Origin of the sequence: Mesorhizobium sp. M1A.T.Ca.IN.004.03.1.1, assembly GCF_003997555.1 — a bacterium.
In the GTDB taxonomy this organism is placed as follows: Bacteria; Pseudomonadota; Alphaproteobacteria; order Rhizobiales; family Rhizobiaceae; genus Mesorhizobium.
Genome location: NZ_RZTV01000007.1, coordinates 168969 through 188219, shown reverse-complemented (window position 1 = coordinate 188219; position 19251 = coordinate 168969). Strand labels below are relative to the sequence as shown.

Annotated in this window: 18 protein-coding genes; 5 read left to right on the top strand and 13 right to left on the bottom strand. The window is 64.9% G+C overall.

Going from position 1 to position 19251, the window contains the following annotated elements:
* Nucleotides 1-120: 120 nt before the first annotated feature.
* The 7 genes from EOD29_RS22020 to EOD29_RS21985 all read right to left on the bottom strand — a co-directional run bounded on the left by EOD29_RS22020 (nucleotide 121) and on the right by EOD29_RS21985 (nucleotide 8132).
* On the bottom strand, nucleotides 121-1062 hold the full coding sequence (locus EOD29_RS22020; RefSeq protein WP_127247866.1) for an alpha/beta hydrolase: 942 nt from the start codon (nucleotides 1060-1062) through the stop codon (nucleotides 121-123).
* 216 nt (nucleotides 1063-1278) lie between these two features.
* Nucleotides 1279-2061: a carnitinyl-CoA dehydratase gene (locus tag EOD29_RS22010; protein WP_066996079.1), complete on the bottom strand. Its 783-nt coding sequence runs from the start codon at nucleotides 2059-2061 to the stop codon at nucleotides 1279-1281.
* Entirely contained in the window at nucleotides 2054-4132 is a 2079-nt protein-coding gene (locus tag EOD29_RS22005; RefSeq protein WP_127247864.1) for an acetate--CoA ligase family protein, read from the bottom strand. Before EOD29_RS22005 ends, EOD29_RS22010 begins: the two co-directional genes overlap by 8 nt.
* Before the next feature lie 64 nt (nucleotides 4133-4196).
* Complete coding sequence (locus EOD29_RS22000; RefSeq protein ID WP_127216730.1) at nucleotides 4197-5360, bottom strand: acyl-CoA dehydrogenase; 1164 nt, start codon at nucleotides 5358-5360, stop codon at nucleotides 4197-4199.
* Between the two features lie 4 nt (nucleotides 5361-5364).
* Complete coding sequence (locus tag EOD29_RS21995; protein ID WP_127247862.1) at nucleotides 5365-6492, bottom strand: carnitine 3-dehydrogenase; 1128 nt, start codon at nucleotides 6490-6492, stop codon at nucleotides 5365-5367.
* 2 nt (nucleotides 6493-6494) lie between these two features.
* The gene (locus EOD29_RS21990) at nucleotides 6495-7118 is read right to left on the bottom strand and encodes an HD domain-containing protein (protein ID WP_127247860.1); all 624 of its coding nucleotides are present in this window, start codon (nucleotides 7116-7118) and stop codon (nucleotides 6495-6497) included.
* 96 nt (nucleotides 7119-7214) lie between these two features.
* Nucleotides 7215-8132, bottom strand: coding sequence for a 3-keto-5-aminohexanoate cleavage protein (locus tag EOD29_RS21985; protein WP_066996067.1), 918 nt, complete (start codon nucleotides 8130-8132; stop codon nucleotides 7215-7217).
* Nucleotides 8133-8260: 128 nt separating this feature from the next.
* Between EOD29_RS21985 and EOD29_RS21980 the strand changes: the two genes are divergently transcribed.
* Nucleotides 8261-9241: a GlxA family transcriptional regulator gene (locus tag EOD29_RS21980; protein WP_127247858.1), complete on the top strand. Its 981-nt coding sequence runs from the start codon at nucleotides 8261-8263 to the stop codon at nucleotides 9239-9241.
* Here the strand turns inward: EOD29_RS21980 and EOD29_RS21975 are convergent.
* From EOD29_RS21975 to xylA, 3 genes are all read right to left on the bottom strand, one after another.
* Entirely contained in the window at nucleotides 9222-9995 is a 774-nt protein-coding gene (locus EOD29_RS21975; protein ID WP_127247856.1) for a TIGR01458 family HAD-type hydrolase, read from the bottom strand. The genes EOD29_RS21980 and EOD29_RS21975 overlap by 20 nt on opposite strands.
* A gap of 74 nt (nucleotides 9996-10069) precedes the next feature.
* Complete coding sequence (locus EOD29_RS21970) at nucleotides 10070-10273, bottom strand: hypothetical protein (protein WP_066996194.1); 204 nt, start codon at nucleotides 10271-10273, stop codon at nucleotides 10070-10072.
* Nucleotides 10274-10458: 185 nt separating this feature from the next.
* Nucleotides 10459-11784, bottom strand: coding sequence for a xylose isomerase (gene xylA, locus EOD29_RS21965; protein WP_127247854.1), 1326 nt, complete (start codon nucleotides 11782-11784; stop codon nucleotides 10459-10461).
* Between the two features lie 110 nt (nucleotides 11785-11894).
* On the opposite strand from xylA, the gene EOD29_RS21960 reads away from it, so the two are divergent.
* Complete coding sequence (locus tag EOD29_RS21960; RefSeq protein WP_127247852.1) at nucleotides 11895-12263, top strand: nuclear transport factor 2 family protein; 369 nt, start codon at nucleotides 11895-11897, stop codon at nucleotides 12261-12263.
* Nucleotides 12264-12454: 191 nt separating this feature from the next.
* Here EOD29_RS21960 and xylB read toward each other — a convergent pair whose 3' ends face one another.
* The 3 genes from xylB to EOD29_RS21940 form a co-directional block, all read right to left on the bottom strand.
* A complete protein-coding gene (gene xylB, locus EOD29_RS21950) occupies nucleotides 12455-13909 on the bottom strand; it encodes a xylulokinase (protein WP_127247850.1) in 1455 nt (484 codons plus the stop codon).
* A gap of 82 nt (nucleotides 13910-13991) precedes the next feature.
* Nucleotides 13992-15317 (bottom strand): tetratricopeptide repeat protein, encoded by a 1326-nt coding sequence (locus tag EOD29_RS21945; RefSeq protein WP_127247848.1) that lies wholly within the window; start codon nucleotides 15315-15317, stop codon nucleotides 13992-13994.
* 111 nt (nucleotides 15318-15428) lie between these two features.
* Nucleotides 15429-16052 (bottom strand): LysE family translocator, encoded by a 624-nt coding sequence (locus EOD29_RS21940; RefSeq protein ID WP_095824381.1) that lies wholly within the window; start codon nucleotides 16050-16052, stop codon nucleotides 15429-15431.
* A 230-nt stretch (nucleotides 16053-16282) separates the two neighbouring features.
* Between EOD29_RS21940 and EOD29_RS21935 the strand changes: the two genes are divergently transcribed.
* The 3 genes from EOD29_RS21935 to EOD29_RS21925 all read left to right on the top strand — a co-directional run bounded on the left by EOD29_RS21935 (nucleotide 16283) and on the right by EOD29_RS21925 (nucleotide 19087).
* Entirely contained in the window at nucleotides 16283-17053 is a 771-nt protein-coding gene (locus EOD29_RS21935) for a L,D-transpeptidase (protein ID WP_127247846.1), read from the top strand.
* Between the two features lie 121 nt (nucleotides 17054-17174).
* Nucleotides 17175-18341: a diphosphate--fructose-6-phosphate 1-phosphotransferase gene (locus EOD29_RS21930; RefSeq protein ID WP_127247844.1), complete on the top strand. Its 1167-nt coding sequence runs from the start codon at nucleotides 17175-17177 to the stop codon at nucleotides 18339-18341.
* Nucleotides 18341-19087, top strand: a complete 747-nt coding sequence (locus EOD29_RS21925) for an MBL fold metallo-hydrolase (protein ID WP_164763803.1) — start codon at nucleotides 18341-18343, stop codon at nucleotides 19085-19087. Before EOD29_RS21930 ends, EOD29_RS21925 begins: the two co-directional genes overlap by 1 nt.
* Nucleotides 19088-19251 lie beyond the last annotated feature (164 nt).

Genomic DNA, 19251 nt, shown 5'->3' with positions numbered 1-19251 from the left:
GTCCGGCTGGTAGAGCTGTCTTTGCCCGTCTCATGCAAGTCGCCGAAAGGAGAGCAGCGATTTTGGCATCAGCCCCGAAGCGCGGCGCTTGAATTCTCGACGCCACGCGCTTTGGCAAAATCACCAGATCCACTCGCCTCTGCCGAGCACGGAGACCGCCTCGACGATGCGGGTGAAGCTCGCGCGAGCACGACCGACCGTATGCCGGGCTCTCAAATAGCTGTGCACCAGCCCCTGTTCTTCGAACCAGTAGGCATACCCGCCGGCCGCGACGACGCGGTCGCGATAGGCCTCGCCGTCTGAGGACAGCGGGTCGCATTGGGCAGTGATCAGCACCGTCGCCGGGAGATAGGCGAAATCGGCGTCGGCGAGCGGCGACAGCGTGATGTCGCCGGTCCGGTCCACGCCGCCGGTGCGAATGTTCAGGTAGAATTCGATATCACGCAGGGTCAGCATCGGCGCGTCAGCATGCGCCACATAGGAGCCGCGCGAGCGGTCGCCCCCGAGGCTGGGATAGATCAGCACCTGGCCGGCCGGCTTCTTGATGTGACCGCGCGTTGCGTGGGCAACGGCGGCGCAGAGGTTTCCGCCGGCGCTGTCGCCGCAAAGCAGGACAGGGCAATCATAGGTCTTGGCGGCCCATTCAAAGGCGCTTAGCACGTCGTCGAAGGCGGCCGGATGCAGATGTTCCGGCGCCAGCCGGTAATCGACCGAGACCACCTCGTAGCCGGTGCGGGCGCACAGCTCGGCGCAGACATCGTCATGGCTGTCCAGCCCGCCGAGGATGAATCCGCCGCCATGAACATAGAGCACCATTGCGGCGCTGTTCGATTCCGCGTTGCTATAGATGCGGATCGGGATGCTGGCGGTCGGCGTGGCGATGGCGGTCGTTTCGACAGTCACGCCTTGCGGATAGCCGGCGAAGAACTCGCGGCACATCCGGTCGTAGATCGCCCGCTGCTCTGCGATCGTGTAGTCGATCGTGTCGGGCGGGTAATAGGAATTGGTCTTCTCGATGAAAGCCCAGATCTCGGCGTCGATGAGGGTCTTGTAGTCGGTCATAGCGCTTGGGCCGATCGCGAAGGTCGAGCCTGAGCACCCCCCTCTGTCCTGCCGGACATCTCCCCCGCAGGGGGAGAGATTGGCAGCTTGGGCGCCGGCGATCCACCTGCGACGCTGGCAATTGGCGAAAGCGACCGTGACATCCGATCTCCCCCCTTGCGGGGGAGATGCCCGGCAGGGCAGAGGGGGGTGTGACGGAACGCCATCGTCTGCGGCCTATCTACCCTTCCACACCGGATCGCGCTTCTCCGCAAAGGCGCGGAAGCCTTCCATATTGTCCTCCGAGCCGTAGAGGATATCGACCGTCGGCAGTTGCCTGCGCGTCACCTTGTTCATGGCCTCCTGGAAGGTCAGCGCCTCGGCCACGCGCGCCGTCTCCTTGATCGCGGCGAAGACCAGCGGCGGGCCGCTGGCCAAAAGCCGCGCGATTTCCCAGACGCGGTCCTCCAGCTTCTCCTTGGGCAGCACCTCGTTGACCAGGCCCCAGCGATGCGCTTCCGCCACATCCATCCAACGGCCGGTGAGGAGAAGGTCCATGGCGATATGGTAGGGAATGCGTTTCGGCAGCTTGATCGTCGCGGCGTCGGCCAGCGTGCCGGCGCGGATCTCGGGCAGCGCGAAGGAAGAATGGTCAGAGGCGTAGATCAGGTCGCAGGACAGCGCCAGCTCGAAGCCGCCGCCCACCGCCATGCCGTTGACGCAGGCGATCACCGGCTTGTTGAGGTCACGCAGTTCCTGCAGCCCGGCAAAGCCGCCGACGCCGTAGTCGCCGTCGACCGCGTCGCCGGCCGCAGCCGCCTTCAGGTCCCAGCCGGCGCAGAAGAACTTGTCTCCGGCCGTCTTGACGATGGCGACGCGCAAGCCGGGATCGTCGCGGAACGCCTTGAACGTCTCGCCCATCAGTCGTGAGGTCTTGAGGTCGATGGCATTGGCCTTGGGCCGGTCGAGCGTGACTTCCAGGATCGTGCCTTCGCGGCGAGTGGTGATGACGTCAGCCATTCTTCTTTTCTCCAAGCACCAGCAGCGCGTCGGCGATCCAGGCGCCCTTGCCTTCGGCGCAGACGATCAGCGGGTTGATGTCGAGCTCTTCGATCTCGCCTTCATTCTTCTGCACGAAGTCGGCAATGCCGGCGATGGCGTCGATGGCGGCCTGGACGTCTGCCTTGGGCCTGCCGCGATAGCCCTCCAGCAGCGGATAGAGCTTCAAGCCACGCAGCGCCGCCTCGATGTCGTCGCGCGTCGCCGGCAGCATCAGGGTCACGCTGTCGCGCAGCAGCTCGACCAGCACGCCGCCGGTGCCGAGCGTCATCACCGCGCCGAACATCGGGTCGCGGGTGAAGCCGACGATCAGTTCGGCGACGCCGTCGCGCACCATGCGCTCGGCATAAAGCCCGGTGCCGAGCGGCAACAGGTCATGCGCGGCATTGCTGACGGATTCGGCGTCCTTGAGGTTCAGCCGCACCGCGCCGACCTCCGACTTGTGCGTCACGCCGAGCGTCTTCAGCGCCACCGGGAAACCGAGCGCCATGGACGCAATCACCGCCTCGACCGCGTTCGAGGCGCGCTCGCCCTTCGGCACCGGCAGCCCGGCCTCGATCAGACGCGCTTTGGCCTCGGCTTCGTCCGGCGTGACGTGGTCGCCGTCGGAAGCGCCCGCCGCCGTGGTGTCGACCGGCTGCGCCTGCGGCTCGCGCCAGGCCCAGCCGATGAAGGCGGCGGCCTGGGCGGCGTCCATCGCTTCCGAAATGCCGAACAAGGGCACCATGCCGCGCGCCATCAGCCCGGCGGTATATTCCTCCGGCAGGTTTTCCGGCAGCGAGGAGACGATCGCGCCCTGCGCCCTGTTGGTCTTCAGCGCCGCCTCGAAGGCACGCAGCGTCGCCCACCAGTCGGTGTCCGAGCAGCGGTCGGGGCGCGGGAAGTCGAGCACCAGCATGTTGAGGTCGAAGCCGCCCGACACCATGGCAGTGAAGGTGGCCGTCATCGCCGGCTCGTTGTTCCAGATGAAGGTGTGGTAGTCGAGCGGATTGGCGACCGCGACCAGCGGCCCGAGCGTCGATTTGACATGCGCGCGATGCTCGGCGCTTAGCGTCGGGAAATGCACCCAGCGTCCTTCCGCGCTGTCGGCCATCACGGAGGCTTCGCCGCCCGAGCAGCTCATCGACGACAGTCTGTAGCCGGGCAGCGGCCCGGTGATGTGCAAGAGCTTCAACGCCTCGATGAAGGCCGGTATGGAATCGACGCGCGCGATGCCCAGCCGCTTCAAGAACGCGCCCGAGGCGGCATCCGAACCGGCAAGCGACGCGGTATGGGAAACCGTCGCCTGCCGCGCCTGTTCCGAGCGGCCGACCTTCATGGCGATGATCGGCTTCTTCAGCTCGCGGGCTCTCACCGCCAATCGCTCGAAGCCGGCCACGGAATCGAAGGCCTCGATATGCAGGCCAAGCGACGTTACGCGCTCGTCCTCGATCAGACCGAGCGCCATTTCGGAAAGGCCGGTCTGCGCCTGGTTGCCGGCCGTCATCAGGAACGCGATCGGCAGACCGCGCTTCTGCATCGTCATGTTGATGGCGATGTTGGACGACTGAGTGATGATGGCGACGCCCTTGCCGCCCTCGGCCAGTCTGATCCCGCCATGCTGATCGGGCCACAAAAGCGCGCCGTCGGCATAGTTGATCAGGCCATAGCAGTTCGGGCCGATGATCGGCATCTCACCCGCGGCGGCGACCAGCTCGGCCTGCAGCCGCTCGCCGTCCTCGTCATAGGCCTCGGTCTCGAGGAAGCCGGCGGCAAAGCAGACGGCGCCGCCGGCGCCGCGCTCGGCCAATGCCTTGACCACTTCGATGGTGAGATGCCGGTTGACCCCGACAAAGGCGGCGTCCGGCGCGCCGGGCAAGTCGGCGACGGAACGGTAGGCCTTGCGGCCTGCGACCTCGTCTTTAGTCGGGTGCACCGGCCAGATTTCGCCGGCAAAGCCCATCTTGATTGATTGCGCGACGACGGCGGCGGCCTGCGCCCCGCCGAACACGGCGATCGATTTCGGGCGCAGGAGACGTTCGAGTTTATGCATGGTCATCTTTTCATTTGAGCACGATCGTTGCCAAAACCGGATCCCGGTTTTGGCGGATCATGCTCTAAGCCCCGAACGGGCGCAGCAACGCCCGCGAAATAATATGTCGCTGAATCTCCGAAGTGCCTTCCCAGATGCGCTCGACGCGCGCGTCGCGCCAGATGCGCTCCAGCGGCAGATCGTCCATCAGCCCCATGCCGCCATGGATCTGGATCGCCTCGTCGGCGACGAAAGCCAGCATCTCGGTAGCCTTCAGCTTGGCCATCGCCATGTCCTGATCGGTGACGGTGCCCTGATCGTACTTCCAGCCGGCTTCGAACACCATCAGGTCGGCCGCCTTCAATTCCGTCGCCATATCGGCGAGCTTGAACGACACACCCTGGAACTTGCCGATCTGCTGGCCGAACTGCTGGCGCTGCGCGGCATATTCGATGGCATGCGAAAGCGCGCGCTCTGCGCGGCCGAGGCAGGTGGCGCCGACCTGCAGGCGCGTGGCGCCGAGCCATGAATTCGCCACCTCGAAGCCCTTGTGCACTTCGCCGAGCACCTGGGAAGCCGGCAGCCGGCAGTCGTCGAATTCGAGGATCGAGTTGGTGTAGCCGCGATGCGAGACGTTGCGGTAGCCGTCGCGCACCGTGAAACCCTTGGTGCCCTTGTCGACGAAGAAGGCGGTGATCTTCTTGCGCTTGCCGCGCGGCGAATTCTCTTCGCCCGAAGCCATGAATACGATGGCAAAGTCGGCGATGTCGGCGTGGCTGATGAAGTGCTTGGTGCCGTTGAGCACCCAGTCCGAGCCGTCCTGGACCGCGGTCGCCTTCATGCCGCGCAGGTCGGAGCCGGCGCCGGGCTCGGTCATCGCAAGGCAGTCCCACTTTTCGCCGCGGATGCAGGGGAAGAGATATTTTTCACGCTGCTCCGGCGTGCCGGCGAGCAGGATGTTGGACGGGCGCGCCACGCAGGTCCAGTGCAGCGCGTAATTGGCGCGGCCAAGCTCCTTCTCGTAGAGCAGCCAGCTCACCGTATCGAGGCCGGCGCCGCCGACATCGGCCGGCATGTTGGCGGCGTAGAGCCCGGCCGCGATCGCCTTCGCCTTCAATTCCTCGATCAGCTCGCGGCGCAGTTCGCCGGTGCGTTCCACCTCGCGCTCATGCGGGTAAAGCTCGTTCTCGACAAAGGCACGCGTCGTCTCGACGATCAGTTTTTGTTCTTCCGAAAGACCGAAATGCATCGCCTCAGCCCTTCTTCTTGCTTGTTTTCGCCTTGTCGGCCTTCGTGGGCTTCTCGGCCTTTGCGGGCTTCGCCATCTTCTTCGCCGGCTTGGCGGCTTTTGCTTTGTCGCCTGCCTTGGCGGCCGGCTTCGCCGCCAGCTTGGCCAACTGCCTGGTATAGTCCTTGTGAAGCGCGCCGGCGCCCCAGCCCTTGCCCTTGTTCTGCTTCGACAGCGCATCCATGATGGCGACCAGATTGTCGTCGCGGATCTTTTCAAGCTCGCGGATCGAGAGGCCGTTTGCCTGCTCGTCCGACTGCGTGGCGATCAGGTCGACCAGCTCGTCGTTGAACTCCGGCACGTCCATCAGCTTGGTCCACGGCCATTTCAGGCAAGGTCCGAACTGCGCCATGAAGTGGCGCATGCCGGCTTCGCCGCCGGCGACGCGGTAGACCTGGAACATGCCCATTTGAGCCCAGCGCAGGCCAAAGGAATAGCGCATGATGTCGTCGAGTTCCTCGACGGTGCAGATGCCGTCCTTGACCAGCCACAGCGCCTCGCGCCACGCGGCCTCCAGGAGGCGATCGCCGACGAAGGCCTCGATTTCCTTGCGCACCACCACCGGCTTCATGCCGATCGAGGCGTAGATCTCCTTGGCGACCTCGATCGCCTCGGGAAAAGTCTGCTGGCCGCCGACGATCTCGACCAGCGGCAGAAGATAGACCGGGTTGAACGGGTGCCCGACGACCAGCCGCTCCGGGTGCTTCTTCATCGCCACCTGCATGTCGGTCGGCTTGATGCCAGAGGTCGAGGAGCCGATTATGGAGTTGGCCGGCGCATGGGCGTCGATCTCGGCCAGCACTTTGTGCTTGAGGTCGAGCCGCTCCGGCACGCTCTCCTGGATGAAGTCGGCATCCGCTACCGCCTCGCCGATCGTCTTGGCGAAGGTGAGCTTGCCTTCCTTGGGCAGGCCGCCGGGCAGCATCTGCTTGTAGGCGCGGCGTGCGCCCTTCATCACCTCGCCGACTTTGCGCGACGCCTCGGGATCGGGATCGAAGATCGAAACATCGATGCCGTTCAAGAGCAGGCGCGCCACCCAGCCGGCGCCGATGACGCCGCCGCCGACGGCGGCCGCCTTGTTGATGATGCTCATAGTCAGGCTCCGGTTCTGGTCTTGGCTGTTTCGGGATCGGAAAGCGGCACGCGCTCGCCGGCGCGGATCACGGCCGGGTCGTAGGCCTTTCGGGCGAAGACTTCGAGCACGAAGGGCCGGAAGAACTCGATCGGCAGCGTCTCGTAGTCGGGATCGAAGCTCGACTGGTCCCAGCGCTCGCAAAACTGGTCGCAGTCGTCGAAATAGAGATGGCCGGCGAAGCGGTCGCGGGCATGCTGGTTGCCGCCCAAATGATGCGCGTAGTAGAGGCGCTGGAAGTCGCCGTGCTTTTCCACCACCCAGGTGCATTGCTCGCGCACGAACGGCTTCAGGATCGTGGCGGCATATTCGTCATGATTGTAGGGCGCGTAGATGTCGCCGATGTCGTGCAGCAGCGCGGAGACGATCCAGTCAGTGTCGGCGCCGTCCCGCCAGGCGCGAGTCGCCGCCTGCAGCGAATGGCCGAGCCGGGTGATCTTATAGCCGGACAAACCTTCGTCCAGCTGCACCAGCGCGGAAAGCAGCCGATCCCCCGTCCTGGCGGCATAGTCGATCTCGTGGGCGGTCAGGAATTCGTAGTCTTCCTTGTCGCCGTCCTTCATCGCGGTGAATTTGACGGTAGCCATCTCGACCTCCCGCTTTTCAATGTTGTTTGAGCATGATCTTTTCCGAACCGCAGGTCAGCGAAGCAAAAACCGGTTCCCCACTTTTCGGGGTCATGCTCATGCCGCGATCGGAGCCCGCTTGGTGAGGTTGAGCTTCTTGCGCACTTCCTCCGGTCCGAGCACGCGCGCACCGAGATTGGAGACGATGCTCACCGCGCGCTCGACGAGCTGCGCATTGGTCGCCAGCACGCCCTTGTCCAGCCACAGATTGTCTTCCAGCCCGACACGGACATTGCCGCCGGCCAGCACCGCCGCCGCGACATAGGCCATTTGGTTGCGGCCGATCGAGAAGGCCGACCAGTTCCAGGTCGACGGCACGTTGTTGACCATCGCCATGAAGGTGTTGAGGTCGTCCGGTGCGCCCCAAGGCACACCCATGCACAGCTGCACCAGCGCATCCGGCTTCAGCACCTGTTCCTCGACCAGCTGCTTGGCGAACCACAGATGCCCGGTATCGAAAGCCTCGATCTCGGGCTTCACGCCGAGCGCCGTCATCATGCCGCCCATGGCGCGCAGCATGCCGGGCGTGTTGGTCATCACATAGTCGGCTTCGGCGAAGTTCATCGTGCCGCAATCAAGCGTGCAGATCTCCGGCAGGCACTGGCGCACATGCTCCATGCGGTTGGTGGCGCCGCCCATGTCGGTGCCCTTCTCGTTGAGCGGCAGCGGCGCTTCCGGCGAGCCGAACACCATGTCGCCGCCCATGCCGGCGGTGAGGTTCAGCACCACGTCCACGTTCGCCTCGCGGATGCGCTCGGTGACCTCACGGTAGAGATGGACGTCACGCCTGGGCTTGCCGGTTTCGGGGTCGCGCACATGGCAATGGACGATCGCAGCACCCGCCTTGGCGGCCTCGATCGCCGAATCGGCGATCTGCTTGGGCGAGCGCGGCACGTTCGGGCTGCGGTCCTGCGTCCCGCCCGAACCGGTCACGGCACAGGTAATGAAAACCTCACGGTTCATCGCGAGCGGCATCGTCTTTCCTCCCAAATTCGATCAGCCATTGATGAAGCCGGAAACCGGCTTTGCTATGACGACCTGCGCCGAAGCTGGCCAAGCATGACCGACTTGCCGGAAACTGTTTTGCATTTTACGAAGTCACCATGACTAAAAGCGAAAAACCGACGATCTTTCGCGCCGAGCGGGAAACGCTCAAGGTGACGTTTCTGGTGTTCTCGGGCTCGTCGATCATGTGCGTGGCCTCGGCGGTCGACCCGCTGCGCGCCGCCAACCGCATTTCCGGCGAGACTTTGTTCGACTTCAAGCTGGTCTCGCTCACCGGGGAGGCGCCGGTGACGACCTGCGGCTTGCCGGTCGCCGTCGGCGGCCGCTTCGATGCCGCCGAAGCGACCGACATGCTGGTCGTCGTCGCCGGCTTCGGAACGCAGAACTATGCGACGTCGGCGTTGCTGGCCGGGTTGCGCCGCGCGGCGCGTGCAGCCCGCGCCTGCGGCGGCGTCGAGGCCGGCACCTGGCTGGTGGCGCGCGCCGGCCTGCTCGAAGGCCGCAGCGCCACCACGCATTGGGAAGACATGGAGGATTTCTCCGCCGCCTTTCCGGGCGTCGATGTGCGCCCTGACCGCTATGTCATCGACGGGCCGGTCTTCACCTCGGGCGGTGCCTCGCCCACCTTCGACCTGATGCTGCATCTGGTCCGCACCCGGCTCGGCATGGCGGCCGCGCTCGATGTGGCGAGCGTCTTCATCTACGATCAGACGCGCGCGGCGACCGACGCCCAGCCGCTGGTCTCGCTCGGCCGGCTCGACGGCTACGATCCGCGCCTGGCGCAGGCGATCCGGCTGATGGAAGCGCATGTCGATGAGCCGCTGACCATCGATGCCGTGGCCAAGCGCGCCGGCGTCACGGCGCGCACACTCGAGAGCATCTTCCGCAACTCGATCGGCGAGACGCCGGGTGCCTATTATCTGCGGCTGCGGCTCGCCGCCGCCCGACGTCTGGTGGTCGACACGCGCATCGCCATGGCCGACATTGCCGGGCGTACGGGTTTTTCATCAGCCGCGGCGTTTTCCAGGGCGTTTTCCCGCGCGTTCGGCGAAGCGCCGGTCAGGCTGCGGCGCGGCTGAGGATCCAGTCCACCGCCGCGCTGAGGTCGTCGACCAGCGCCGTGGGCGCCGGGTCGAAGCGTGTCTCGTCACCGGGGCGATACTTGCCGGTGCGTACGAGCAGCGCCGCGCCGAGCCCGGCGCTGAGCGCGCCGGCGACATCGCTTTCCGCGTCGTCGCCGACCATCACCGCGTCGGTCTGCGGGCAATTCAAGCCGGCAAGCGCCGAGAGGAAGAAATCGGGCGACGGCTTGCCGAGCACGATAGGTCTTCGGCCGCTGGCGAATTCGAGCGCTGCCACGAAGGCGCCGGCATCGAGGCTGAGCTCACCGTCGGCATCCTTGAAGCTGCGATTGGCGGCGAGAGCCAGAAAATCGGCTCCGGCAACAAGTTCGCGGAACGCTCGGTTTAGGCCGGCATAGTCGAAGGCCTCGCCGGCGTCGCCGACGACGACAGCGGGGCTCTTGCCGCCTTCCAGGCCGGTAAACTCTGCTTCGAGGTTGGGATGGACGAGCAGGTGAGGCTGCCGGTCATGCCCTCGCAGCCATTCGAGCGCAGCGCGCGCCGGCGTCAGCAATTCTTCATCCCTCACCTCGACACCCATTGCGGCGAGCTGCGCGATGATTTTATGGCGCGGCGAACGTGTCGTGTTGCTGACGAAGCGGAGCGGCAGTCCGGCCTTGCGCAAACGCTCGACCGCAGCCACAGCGCCTGCGATCGGGGTGTCGCCATCATAGACGACACCCGCGAGATCGAGCAGCACCGCGCGTATCATCGGTGCAGGATGGAGAAACAGTCTCCGTTCGTCAAACTGCCGAAAATAGGCCCACGGACACAGGGGCCGAAGAATCAGGCGGCGTCGCGGCCTTCGCGCACAATGCGCGAGCGCATGCTCTTGGCCAGCGCCGTTTCCAACCGCGCGGCGACCGCGCGATCCCATTCATTTGCTTCGCCGGCGCCATCCTTCGGATGCGGCAGCGCCATCAGCCGATCGATGATCGAACCAGCCTCGCCGGAAGAGAGCAGGGCGTCGATTTCGCGTTCGTGCTGCATACGTTTCGCCTCCTTCTTTCCTTCCCGCCGCATGTCGACAATATACGCGATTCGTGACGGCTGTTTGAAGGCAAGAGCGCGGCGATTGAGGGGCAGCGCGGGGCAAAACCTTGTCGTGTAGGTTCACCCCGCGTGGAATGCAATTTCAGCTCTGCGGCGCTCGATTCGGGCGCCGCAGGAAAGCCTCAGACGTAGCGGTTGACGATGTTTTCAAGGAGCTCCTGCCGGCCGGAGCGCGGCTGCGGCTCGATCTTGTCCGCCACCACGCGTTCGGCGATCTCCTCCAGTGTACGCTTGCCGGAAAGCATCGCCTTGCCTTCGGCCGTGTTCCAGCCGGCATAGCGTTCGCTAAGCGGACCCGACAGCGCCTTGTCTCCGATCATCCTGGCCGCCGCCTTGAGCCCGCGCGCGCAGGCGTCCATGCCGCCGATATGGCCGATCAGCAGATCCTCCGGGTCGAGCGACTGGCGGCGCAGCTTGGCGTCGAAATTGGTGCCGCCGGTCTTGAAGCCGCCACCCTGCAGGATCTGGTAATAGGCCAAAGCCATCTCCGGCACATTGTTGGGGAACTGGTCGGTGTCCCAGCCGGACTGATAGTCGTTGCGGTTCATGTCGATCGAACCGAAGATGCCGAGCGCGTTGGCCAAGGCCAGCTCATGCTCGAAGGAGTGGCCGGCAAGGATCGCATGGCCCTGCTCGATGTTGACCTTCACCTCCTTCTCCAGCCCGAAGCGCTTCAGGAAGCCGTAGACGGTGGCGACATCGTAGTCGTACTGGTGCTTGGTCGGCTCCTGCGGTTTCGGCTCGATCAGGATCGTGCCCTCGAAACCTATTTTGTATTTGTAATCCACGACGAGGTTGAGGAAGCGGCCGGCCTGCTCTTGCTCTCGCGCGAGGTCGGTGTTGAGCAGCGTCTCATAGCCTTCGCGCCCGCCCCACAGCACATAGTTCTCGCCCTTCAGCTTGTTGGTCACGTCGATGCATTTCTTCACCGTCGCCGCCGCATAGGCGAACACGTCCGGATCGGGATTGGTGGCGGCGCCCGCCATGAAGCGCCGATGCGAGAAAAGATTCGCCGTGCCCCAGAGCAGCTTGACGCCGGTCTGGTTCATCTTGGCCGAAAAATAATCGGCGATCTCGTCGAGGCGCGCCGCGCTTTCGGAGAACTCCTTGCCTTCCGGGCGAACGTCGGCGTCGTGGAAGCAGAAATAGGGCACGCCGAGCAGCGAGAACATCTCGAAGGCGACGTCGGCCTTCAGTTTCGCGAGTTCCATCGTGTCGATGCCGCCGGGCTTGGCGAACCAGGGTCGGTCGAAGGTCTGGCCGCCGAACGGGTCGCCGCCCTGCCAGGCGAAGGAATGCCAATAGGCGACGGCAAAGCGCAGATGGTCCTCCAGCCGCTTTCCACCTACCACCTCGTCCGGATTGTAATATCGGTAGGCCAGTGGATTGGTTGAATCCGGCCCTTCATATTTGATGGTCTTGATGTCGCCGAAAAATCCGCTGCTCATGGTTTCCTTCCTCTCCAAGTGCTTTCGCCGATTACCTCAGGCGTAATTGGTTTGGCGCTTCCGTGGGTCCAAAAGGGTCATGTCGAACGATCCAATGAAGGATGAAGACCATGACCGACCTCAACGCAATCGCCCGCAACTACATCACCGCCTGGAACGAGAGCGATGCGGCGCGCCGCAAGGCCCTGCTCGAGGCCGTCTTCACCAGCGACGTCAGCTATCGCGACCCGATCATGCAAGGCGACGGCCACGACGGCATCGCCGCGCTGATCGACGGCGTGCAGCAGCAGTTCGCCGGCTTCCGCTTCTCCCTGAAGGGTGAGCCGGACGGTTTTGCCGACCGCATCCGCTTTTCGTGGAATCTGGGCCCCGAAGGCGCAGAATCCGTCATCGAAGGCACCGATATTTGCGTCATCGAGAACGGCCGCCTGAAGAGCGTCACCGGCTTCCTCGACAAGGTGCCGGCGCAGCGAGGCTAACTGGGTAAGGGAGGCGCGAGGCACCCCCCTGTGGCCTGCCGGCCATCTCCCCCGCAAGCGGGGAGATCGGCTTTCATCTAGGATTTCGCCAATCTCCAACGCTGCAAAAGGGAGCGAGGCGCCCAAGCTGCCAATCTCCCCCCTTGAGGGGGAGATGCCCGGCAGGGCAGAGGGGGGTGCCTCGCGCATACTCACGCGGTTACCGCCCTGATCGCCGGATAGAGCGCACGATAGCGTTGATAAGCATCTGCATACGCCCCACCAAGCGCGGCATCCGGTTCGATCGTCGCATCGGTCGCCGGCGCGGTGCAAACGGCAAGCGGATCGGCGCCGGTCGCGGCGATCAGCCCGAGACGCGCCGCGCCGAAGGCGGCGCCGAAATCGCCGTCGGCCGGGATGTCGACCGGCAGCTGCAACGCGGTGGCGATCGCCTTCAGCCAGTAGCGCGAGCGCGAGCCGCCGCCGATCGCCGTCACTCTGGTCAGGGTCGTGCCGGCCGTTTTCAGCGCCTCGAGGCTGTCGCGGAAGGCAAACGCCACGCCTTCGAGCACGGCCTGGGTCAGCACGGCGCGGCTCGATTGATGCGCGAGGCCGGTGAAGGAACCACGAATGGCCGCATCATTATGTGGCGTGCGTTCGCCGGAGAGATAAGGCAGGAAAGCGATGCCTGTCGGCGCCTTGAGCTTGTCGCCGAGCTCGCCGGTCAGGTCGCCGGCGCCTTTGCCGGTGATCTCCGACAGCCAGTTGAGCGAATCGGTGGCCGACAGGATGACCCCCATCTGGTGCCAGGTGTTGGGCAGCGCATGGCAGAAGGTGTGCACCGCGCTTTCCGGATTGGGCAGATAGGAGGCGTTGGCGGCAAACAGCACCCCCGACGTGCCGAGCGACACGAAGGCGTGGCCGGCGCCCACGGTGCCCATGCCGCAGGCCGACGCCGCATTGTCACCGGCACCGCCGGCGACCGGAATGCCTGAAGCAATGCCCCATTTCGAGGCAAGCTCGCCGCGCAAGCCGCCGGCCTTTGCCGTGCCTTCGACCAGCGACGGCATATGCTTCTCGTCGAGCGTTGTCGCGGCGAGCAGTTCGGAGGACCACCGCCGCTTGCCGACGTCGAGCCAGGACGTGCCAGCCGAATCCGACATCTCCGAAATATGCTGGCCGGTCAGCCAGAGCCGCAGATAGTCCTTGGGCAGGAGCACCTTGGCGACAGCGGCAAAAACACTGGGCTCGTTGTCCTTCACCCACACCAGCTTCGGCGCCGTGAAGCCCGGGAAGACGATGTTGCCGGTGAGCTTGCGGAAACGCGGGTCGGCGTCGAGCGCCGCTGCCTCGACATGGCTGCGGGTGTCGTTCCAAAGGATGCAGGGACGCAGCACCTTGTCCGAGGCGTCGAGCAGGGTCGCGCCATGCATCTGGCCGGAGAGGCCGATACCCTTGACCGCTGCAAGCTCCTTGGGATGGGAAGTCTTGAGCTCGGCAATCGCTGTCTGGCAGGCTTCGATCCAGTGCGCCGGATTCTGTTCGGACCAGCCGGCATGCGGCCGCGAGACGTCCAGCGAGCCGTGGCCGGACCCGACGACCGTCTGGCGATCATCGATCAGGAGCGCCTTGACGCCCGAGGTGCCCAGGTCGAGGCCAAGATACATGATTTCCTCCCGATGCCATTAATTTTTTCGGGTCTCGAAAAAATCTGGCTTGGCCAGTTCTTAAGCCAAGATCCGCCTCCGGTCAATTCTCTGACAAATCGGCCGCGCGGCGCGAGAACAGCGCCGACAGCGGGCTGTCCGGCCGCGCCAGCTGACGCTCGGCGGTCAGCGCCCGCGCCAGCGCGCTGTCACCGGCACGCAGCGCCGCCTCGATCAGCATCAGGTCGATCACGTCGCGTTGTGCATGGCTGCCGCCGAAGCGGTGCGCGATCCAGCGGATTGGCCGGATCAGGCGCACCACTTCTCCGTAGTTGCCCTCGCCGAATGCTTTGATCGCCAAGGTGAGAGGGTGGCCGACGTCGCGCGTGAATGCGGCGTTATCGTCATCGCCGCGCATTGCTTCGCGCTGCGCTTCGAGCAGGGTCTGGGCCGGCGCGTGCAGCCCGGCGCCGACAAAGGCCATCATCGCATGCGCATCGTTGAAGGCGTAATTGCCGGCGGCCGCCTTTGGCGCCCAGTTCGCCGCAAGCGCCGCCCAGCGGTCGCCGACGTCGACGCCGTGGAGGTAAAGTCGCCACAGGATCGCCGAGGCGTCGACCATGTTGAGCGCCAGCGTCGAGCGGTCGCCGTAGATCGGCCCGTCATAGAGCTGGAGCACCTCGTTTGTCTCGCCGAGATCGTAGTGGAACAGCGCCAGATGCCACCAATTATGGATCTTGAGGAAGCTGTCCTTCGTCCACGCCTCCGGATTGGCGCGCATCCAGGCGATGCCCTCCCTTTGCCGGCTTTGCATTTCCATGACATGCGCGACCGCGTGCTGCGCCCAGCCGTCGCGCGGCTCGATCTCGATGGCCTGCCGGCCGAAGGCTTCGGCGCGCGCATAGTCGCCCATTTCCTCCAGCCCGAAAGCCTGCATGCCGAGAACGGCATGGTAGCCCGGCATGCCCTTCTCCCAAGCCGGCAACGCCCGACCGATGCGGTCGCGCAGCATGCGCGCATTGCCGATGAAGAAGTCGATCTGGTGGCCAACCTGCAGCGCCACCGCATCGAGCGGGTTGTCGATGGCGACGTCCTCGAGGATGCGGGCGGCGTCATGCCAGCGGCCGCTGGCAAGACGGCCGAGCGCCGCGACATGCGCGCGCTCGCGCGCGGTGCCGGCGAGCGGCAGCGCCGCCGCATGGCAGGTTTGCGCAATCGCCATCGCCTCCCGCTCGGTGGCGAGGCCGAACAGATAGCCCTTGAACACATGCGCCATCACGAAGCTGGGCTCATCGGCGATCGCGCTATCGATGGAGCCGACCGGGTCGCCGATGAAGCATTGCAGCTCGCGGACGGCTCTGGCGTAGGACGAAAGCGCGGCTTCGGTCGCGCCTGAATGCGTCAGGCCGAATGCGTCCTTCAGCGCCATAGCCGCGTCCTTTGATGCCTATTCGTCCGGTCGAACCGATGCGATCCTAGAACATCGACCGTCGACCCGCCAACCGGCGAGGGCTTCGACGGTGTCGAACCGGACTTCTCCTCAATTCCCCGAACGCATCGCCACCGTGGCGATGCCGGCGCCGACAAGCAATGTCCCGCCGGTGCGGTTGAAGATACGGATCGCCCTTGGGTTGCGCACCATGGCGCGCGCTCGCGAAGCAATCAGCGCATAGCCGAAGGCATTGCTGAATGCGAGCGCCAGGAAGGTCGCTTCGAAGATCAGCATCTGCGTCCAGAAATCGGCATGCCGGTCGAGAAACTGCGGCAGGAAGGCGACGAAGAACGTGATGCTCTTCGGGTTGAGCGCCGTGACCAGCCAGGCATGCGCCATCATCCTTGCCGCCGACACGGCGTCGGTGCGCGGTTCGGCCTTCAGCGCGCCGCCGGCGCGGAACAGTTTTATGCCGAGATAGATGAGGTAGCCGGCGCCGATCACCTTGAGCACGGTGAACACAGTGGCCGAAGCCGCAAGCAACGCGCCGATGCCGAGCATCGAAAGAGTCATGGCGGTGAAATCGCCGAGCGCGACGCCGACTGCCATCGGCAGCGCCGTACGCCAGCCCTGGCCGAGCGCATAGGAGACGACCAAGAGGATCGTCGGGCCCGGGATGACGAGGAGGATGGCGGAGGCAGCGGCAAAGGCAGCCCAGTTTTCGAAGGACATTTCCCTACTCCTTGAGCGCAAAGAACAGGATAAATCCTGGGGTACGCGAGATTGTAAAGAGGCGTTGGAGAAAATCTTCGGCGCCGGCCTGCCCTGGCACCTGGCCCGGACAACGCCCTGTCAGGGTTAAGTGCGGGCAAAGTTCTTTCACCCTTTTTCAACCATGACTGACGAAAATTGCAGCCATTCGGCCGGACCGTGCTTCCCGCCGACAGCGTAGGGTTTGGTGTATGCGCGAGTTGCCGCAAAGTCTGACGCCGCCTTCGAGCGGCGAAACCGTCGAAACCGAAGTTCCGCTTTCCCGCCGCGCCATGCTTTCAGGCATGGGCGCCATGGCGCTGCTCGGCATGGCCGGCTGCGGCACCACCGACACGCTCGACCTGCCGCAATTGCAGATCGACGACACCACCACGGGATCGGTGCCGATCCGACCGGCGATCAGCGTCGACAAGAACATCACCGGTCCCGACGTGATGTATGCTGCCTTGACCGACAACGGCTTCCAGGTTCCGGCGGTGCCCTACCAGAAGATCAAGCCGGAGTTCCGTCGCCAGATCGTCGTCGACAAGACCGGCGAAGCGCCCGGCACCATCGTCGTGCATTTGCAGGAGCGCATGCTTTATCTCGTCCAGCCCGGCGGCGACGCCATCCGCTACGGCGTCGGCATCGGCAAGGACGGCTTCCGCTGGTCGGGCCGCGCCAACATCCAGTACGGCAAGGAATGGCCGGTCTGGACGCCGCCGCCGGAGATGGTCAAGCGCAAGCCGGAACTGGTGAAATGGCAGGGCGGCCAGCCCGGCGGCCTGACCAATCCGCTGGGCGCCCGCGCGCTTTACATCTACCAGAACGGCAAGGACACCGGTTACCGCTTCCACGGCTCGCCCGAATGGTGGACCATCGGCCAGGCGATGTCGTCGGGCTGCGTGCGGCTGATCAACCAAGACATCATCGACCTCTACAACAGGGTATCGAAGAAGAACCCAGTCGTCGTCGTCGTCTGATTTTTTCGGCGGTCAGCACGGCCGCTATTTTTCGGGACCATGCTCCTCCTTTCTCCCGTTGCGTGATGCCGCAAGACAGGCGAAGGTGCTCTGAAAAGCTTCGCCTCGGGAGAGAACGATCATGGCCGGAACCTTTGTCATCGCGCAGGGCGGCGGCCCGACCGCCGTCATCAATCAGACGGTCGTCGGCGCCACGCTGGAGATCCGCAAGCGGCATCACGGCGCCAAGGTGCTCGGCTCGATCCATGGCGTGCGCGGCATTCGCGACGGCAACTATGTCGACCTCTCAGCCATCCCCCAAGATCGGCTGCGGCTGATCGCCGGCACCCCGAGCGCCGCCCTTGGCTCGACCCGCGACAAGCCCGACGCGGCCTATTGCGAGGTCATCCTCAACGGCCTCAAGAAGGCCGGCGCCGATGCCTTCATCTATATCGGCGGCAACGACACTTCGGGCACCCAGCAGATCCTGACCGACGCCGCCGGCGGCGCGATCGCCTTCGTGCATGCGCCGAAAACCATCGACAACGATCTCGAGGAGAACGACCATACGCCGGGCTTCATCTCGGCGGCCGAATTCGTCGCCGGCGCTTTCCTGTCGGTCGATTTGGATTTCCGCGCGTTGCCCGGCATTTATGTCGGCATCGTCATGGGCCGGCACGCCGGCTTCCTGACTGCCGCGGCCGCCGCCTGGCAGCTCGATCCGGATAGCGGTCCGCATCTGGTCTATGTACCGGAGCGCGCCTTCTCCGCCGAACGTTTCATCGATGATGTCCGCAGGACGCTCGACCGCCACAAGCGCTGCATCGTCGCCGTCTCGGAAGGCGTCAGCACCGCCGACGGCAAGGCGTTGGTCGAGAGCCTAGTGCCTCCGGAAAAGCTCGAGCGCGACCAGCACGGCAACGTCAAATTGTCGGGCAGCGATCTGCCGGCGGCGCTCGAACGCGCTTTGGCGGAAGGCCTGCCGGGCAAGCGGGCGCGCGTCGATGCCCTGGGCTATATGCCGCGCGGCTATGTCGGCGCGATCAGCCCCGTGGACGCCAAGGAAGCCTTCGAAGCCGGCGCGTTCGCGGTCGCCGTCGCCGGGGAGGGTGGCGGCTCGGTGGCGCTGCAATATGACGGTACCAAGACCGTGCTGAAGAAGGTGCCGCTCGAGGCTGTGGCCGGCAAGACCCGCCACATGCCGGACAATTTCATGAAGCCGGACGTCAACCAGTTGTCCGAGGCCGGCATGGCCTATCTGAAGCGGCTGGTGCCGGAAAAATACAAGGTCGGAAAGCCGTTCGTCTGATGGGCGACCTTGTGGTGGGCGACTGGTTCGGCAAATCCGTTGTCGATGCCAGAACGACGATGCTGACCGAGCCATTCGTGCACGATTTCGTGCGCGCCAATATTTGGCATTTCAAGGGCCGGGACGCCGACCTGCTGGTCGACACCGGCATGGGCATCTGCCCGCTGGCGCCCGAGATCGACACCCCGGCCGGCAAGCCGCTGATCGTCGTCGCCACCCACATTCATCTCGACCATGTCGGCTCGCTGCACGAATTCCCGCTGAGGATGGGGCCGAAGGTCAGCGCGGGGGAGTTCGATGGCATGGATGATGCCGTCACCTACGCCAACATGTTCCACAATCTCGACGATGCGGTATCCAAATTGCCGGCGCCCGGCTGGAAGGCGGCTGACTATCGCATCCCTTCCGCACCGTTGACGCGAATGCTCGACGAGGGCGACATCGTCGACCTCGGCGACCGGAAGTTCCGCGTGCTGCATCTGCCCGGACATTCGCCGGATTCGATCGCGCTGTTCGATGAGGCCGACGGCCTGTTCTTCGCCGGCGACGCCATCTATGACGGCATGCTGATCGACGACCTGCCGGATTCGGACCGCGCCGCCTATTGCCGCACCATGCAGCGGTTGCTCGAACTGCCGATACGCATCGGCCATGGCGGCCATGGCCCGAGTTTCGGCCGCGCGAGGATGGGAGAGATCGCGTCTTCCTACCTACGCCGCCGAGAGCGCTTCGTGAGCGCTGTCTGAATTAAATCTTTGTAAGGTCGCGCCAAAACCCTAATTCGGACCATTCCACGCCCTAAATGCGTGGCTGTCGATCCGGCCGGCTGCCATGCATGGCGAGACGGGCAATCCCGGCCGTCGACACGCCGACGGGCGCGTCCTTGGAGAGAGCCGTCCGCGGCGCCGGA

Bases quoted from the DNA above. Each gene is read 5' to 3' on its own strand.
- EOD29_RS22020 (WP_127247866.1), bottom strand. From the start codon at position 1,062: ATGACCGACTACAAGACCCTCATCGACGCCGAGATCTGGGCTTTCATC.
- EOD29_RS22010 (WP_066996079.1), bottom strand. From the start codon at position 2,061: ATGGCTGACGTCATCACCACTCGCCGCGAAGGCACGATCCTGGAAGTC.
- EOD29_RS22005 (WP_127247864.1), bottom strand. From the start codon at position 4,132: ATGCATAAACTCGAACGTCTCCTGCGCCCGAAATCGATCGCCGTGTTC.
- EOD29_RS22000 (WP_127216730.1), bottom strand. From the start codon at position 5,360: ATGCATTTCGGTCTTTCGGAAGAACAAAAACTGATCGTCGAGACGACG.
- EOD29_RS21995 (WP_127247862.1), bottom strand. From the start codon at position 6,492: ATGAGCATCATCAACAAGGCGGCCGCCGTCGGCGGCGGCGTCATCGGC.
- EOD29_RS21990 (WP_127247860.1), bottom strand. From the start codon at position 7,118: ATGGCTACCGTCAAATTCACCGCGATGAAGGACGGCGACAAGGAAGAC.
- EOD29_RS21985 (WP_066996067.1), bottom strand. From the start codon at position 8,132: ATGCCGCTCGCGATGAACCGTGAGGTTTTCATTACCTGTGCCGTGACC.
- EOD29_RS21980 (WP_127247858.1), top strand. From the start codon at position 8,261: ATGACTAAAAGCGAAAAACCGACGATCTTTCGCGCCGAGCGGGAAACG.
- EOD29_RS21975 (WP_127247856.1), bottom strand. From the start codon at position 9,995: ATGATACGCGCGGTGCTGCTCGATCTCGCGGGTGTCGTCTATGATGGC.
- EOD29_RS21970 (WP_066996194.1), bottom strand. From the start codon at position 10,273: ATGCAGCACGAACGCGAAATCGACGCCCTGCTCTCTTCCGGCGAGGCT.
- xylA (WP_127247854.1), bottom strand. From the start codon at position 11,784: ATGAGCAGCGGATTTTTCGGCGACATCAAGACCATCAAATATGAAGGG.
- EOD29_RS21960 (WP_127247852.1), top strand. From the start codon at position 11,895: ATGACCGACCTCAACGCAATCGCCCGCAACTACATCACCGCCTGGAAC.
- xylB (WP_127247850.1), bottom strand. From the start codon at position 13,909: ATGTATCTTGGCCTCGACCTGGGCACCTCGGGCGTCAAGGCGCTCCTG.
- EOD29_RS21945 (WP_127247848.1), bottom strand. From the start codon at position 15,317: ATGGCGCTGAAGGACGCATTCGGCCTGACGCATTCAGGCGCGACCGAA.
- EOD29_RS21940 (WP_095824381.1), bottom strand. From the start codon at position 16,052: ATGTCCTTCGAAAACTGGGCTGCCTTTGCCGCTGCCTCCGCCATCCTC.
- EOD29_RS21935 (WP_127247846.1), top strand. From the start codon at position 16,283: ATGCGCGAGTTGCCGCAAAGTCTGACGCCGCCTTCGAGCGGCGAAACC.
- EOD29_RS21930 (WP_127247844.1), top strand. From the start codon at position 17,175: ATGGCCGGAACCTTTGTCATCGCGCAGGGCGGCGGCCCGACCGCCGTC.
- EOD29_RS21925 (WP_164763803.1), top strand. From the start codon at position 18,341: ATGGGCGACCTTGTGGTGGGCGACTGGTTCGGCAAATCCGTTGTCGAT.